We start from the raw sequence: 2450 nt of genomic DNA on the forward strand, positions 1-2450 counted from the left end.
GGCGAGCGCCGCGTCCCGCTCGCGCGGGGCGGTGGTGGTGGTCGGGGGCCGCATCAGCGGTCACCCGACGCGGACGGACCGGGCACGACGGCGGGGAGGTGGGTCATGGGGGTATTCTCCGTGAGGACCCCGGGGTCCTCTGTACGAGCTCCCTCAAGCCCGCCCGGTGCGCCCGTTCCGTCAGTCTTCACACCGTAAGCCCGTCCAAGGTCCGGTAGTCCTCGTCGCCGAGGTCGAGGGACGCGGCGGCGGTGTTCTCCTCGAGGTGCTTCACGCGGCCCGTCCCGGGAATGGGCAGCATGACGGGCGAGCGGCGCAGCAGCCACGCGAGCGCCACCTGCGATGGGGACGCGCCGAGCCGCCGGGCGATCTCGTCGAGCGGGCCGCCCTCGCGCGCGAGGTTGCCCGTCGCGAGGGGGAACCACGGGATGAAGCCGATGCCCTCGCGCTCGCAGTAGCTCACGACGTCCTCGTGACGGCGGTCCGTGAGGTTGTAGAGGTTCTGCACGGTCACGACGTCGATGATCCTGCGGGCCGCCTCGATCTCGGGGACGCCGACCTCGCTGAGCCCCAGGAAGCGCACCTTGCCCTCGTCCTGGAATTCCTTCATGGCGCCGAACTGCTCGTCGGCGGGCACCTTCGGGTCGATGCGGTGCAGCTGCCACAGGTCGATGCGGTCCACCTTGAGGCGGCGCAGGCTCATCTCGACGCACTGGCGCAGGTACTCGGGTCGGCCCACGGGCGGCCAGACGTTCGGGCCGGTGCGGGTGAGGCCGCCCTTCGTGGCGATCACGAGGCCGCCCTCGTACGGCGCGAGCGCCCGCGCGATGAGGTCCTCACTGACATAGGGGCCGTAGCTGTCGGCGGTGTCGATGAAGTTGACGCCGAGCTCCGGAACGCGCTTCAGGACGCGCAGGGCCTCCTCCGGGTCCCGCGGGTCGCCCCAGATGCCGTCACCGGTGATCCTCATGGCGCCGAACCCCAGCCGGACGACCTCCAGCTCCCCGCCGATCCTGAACGTCCCGCTCCTGCGTGCGTCGATCTCGTTCGTCTGCGTCATGGTGGTGACCTCCGGCGGGCATTTCACTCCTGTCCGAGGGTACGGACTGTGAAGGGAATTGGATTCAGTCCCGCTCGGGCGTCTCGCAGGTCTCGCGGTACACGTACTGCGAGAGGCGCTTGCGGTGACGGCTCGACCAGTCGATGCTGGGCCGCGCCTGCCCCTCGGGAAGGTAGCCGAGCCGGTACACGGCCATCAGTTCGAGGTGGTCGGGGACCCGCAGGACCCGCGCGAGCTCCGCCCAGGCCTCGGGGATCTCCATGGGCGTGCTGACGAACTGGATGCCCATCCCGAGCTCACCGACGGTGAGCCAGACGTTCTCCATCGCGGCGCCCATCCCGAAGAGGCTGTAGAAGCCCGAGAGCTCCCCGGGGCGGTACTCCTCCCGGTCGAGCAGGACGGCCAGCAGCAGGGGACTGCCCGCGACGAGCTTCTCGTTGTCGCGCCCGAGCCGGGCGGGCACGCCGAGGCGGCGCATGACGCTCAGGCCCGCGTCGGAGAAGACCTGCCGCGTGAAGGGCCGCAGCGGTCCGGGAAGGTGGTCGATGAAGATGCCGTCGCGGCGGGCGTCCATCTCGGCTTCCGTGAAGCGGAAGTACTTGCGGTAGCGCTCGAAGAACACGCCGCGCTCGATGAGCTGGCGCATGCTGTCGCCCGAGAGGTGCGCGACCCGGTCGATGGTGTCCCGGTCCTCCACGAGCACGAAGCGCCACGGCTGGCTGTTGAAGTGGCTCGGCGCGGCGCCCGCGACGCGCACGAGGAGGTGCTGGTGCTCCACCCGCACGGGGTCGGGCCGGAAGGGGCCGTTGGTGGTGCGGCGAGCGAAGATGCCGCGTACGAGGTCGCCGTACGCGCGCTCGGACTCGGCGGGCGGGGCGGAGCGGTCGAGGTCGGTGGTCACAGGAGCCTCCAGGCGGTCAGCAGGAACCCGGCCGCGAGGACGCACGCGAGGGCCGCGTGATCGGTCCGTCCGGGGCGGGTGCGGGGCACGGTGAGGAGCGCGGCCAGCAGCGCGGCGGGCCAGATCCACGGGCCGTGCGCGCGCCACGTGAGGAGCAGGGCGAGGGCCGTGGACGCGCAGGTGAGGAAGTACAGGACGTGGTGCAGCGGGCGTGGATGCCAGCGCGATCCGAGCTGCAGGCTCAGGCCCAGGGCGAAGTTGAGGGTGAAGAAGAGGAGGGCCGCGGCGAACGCGAACGTCACGGCCCCTCCGGTCGCCGTGAGGCGTCCCGGTGAGGGCGCGCGTTCGGGCACGAGCGGACGGTCACGTCCTCAGGATACTCCGCGCGTGTCGGGGCAGCGGTCCCGCAGCACCCGGTTCAGCGGGCGCGCCAGCGTCCGCCGGGCGCCTCCTCGGCGAGTCCGGAGAGGAGGAGACGCGTCAGGGCGG

The 2450-nt window shown here is 71.6% G+C and carries 3 protein-coding genes; all 3 read right to left on the reverse strand.

Going from position 1 to position 2450, the window contains the following annotated elements; genetic code table 11:
- Window positions 1–187: 187 nt before the first annotated feature.
- Window positions 188–1060: an aldo/keto reductase gene (locus DEIPI_RS0113240; RefSeq protein WP_027482078.1), complete on the reverse strand. Its 873-nt coding sequence runs from the start codon at window positions 1058–1060 to the stop codon at window positions 188–190.
- Between the two features lie 64 nt (window positions 1061–1124).
- Window positions 1125–1889: a nitroreductase family protein gene (locus DEIPI_RS0113245; RefSeq protein ID WP_027482079.1), complete on the reverse strand. Its 765-nt coding sequence runs from the start codon at window positions 1887–1889 to the stop codon at window positions 1125–1127.
- A gap of 68 nt (window positions 1890–1957) precedes the next feature.
- Entirely contained in the window at window positions 1958–2263 is a 306-nt protein-coding gene (locus DEIPI_RS0113250; protein WP_027482080.1) for a hypothetical protein, read from the reverse strand.
- Between the last annotated feature and the right edge of the window lie 187 nt (window positions 2264–2450).

Origin of the sequence: Deinococcus pimensis DSM 21231, assembly GCF_000519345.1 — a bacterium.
Lineage (GTDB): Bacteria > Deinococcota > Deinococci > Deinococcales > Deinococcaceae > Deinococcus_A > Deinococcus_A pimensis.

Bases quoted from the DNA above. Each gene is read 5' to 3' on its own strand.
- DEIPI_RS0113240 (WP_027482078.1), bottom strand. From the start codon at position 1,060: ATGACGCAGACGAACGAGATCGACGCACGCAGGAGCGGGACGTTCAGG.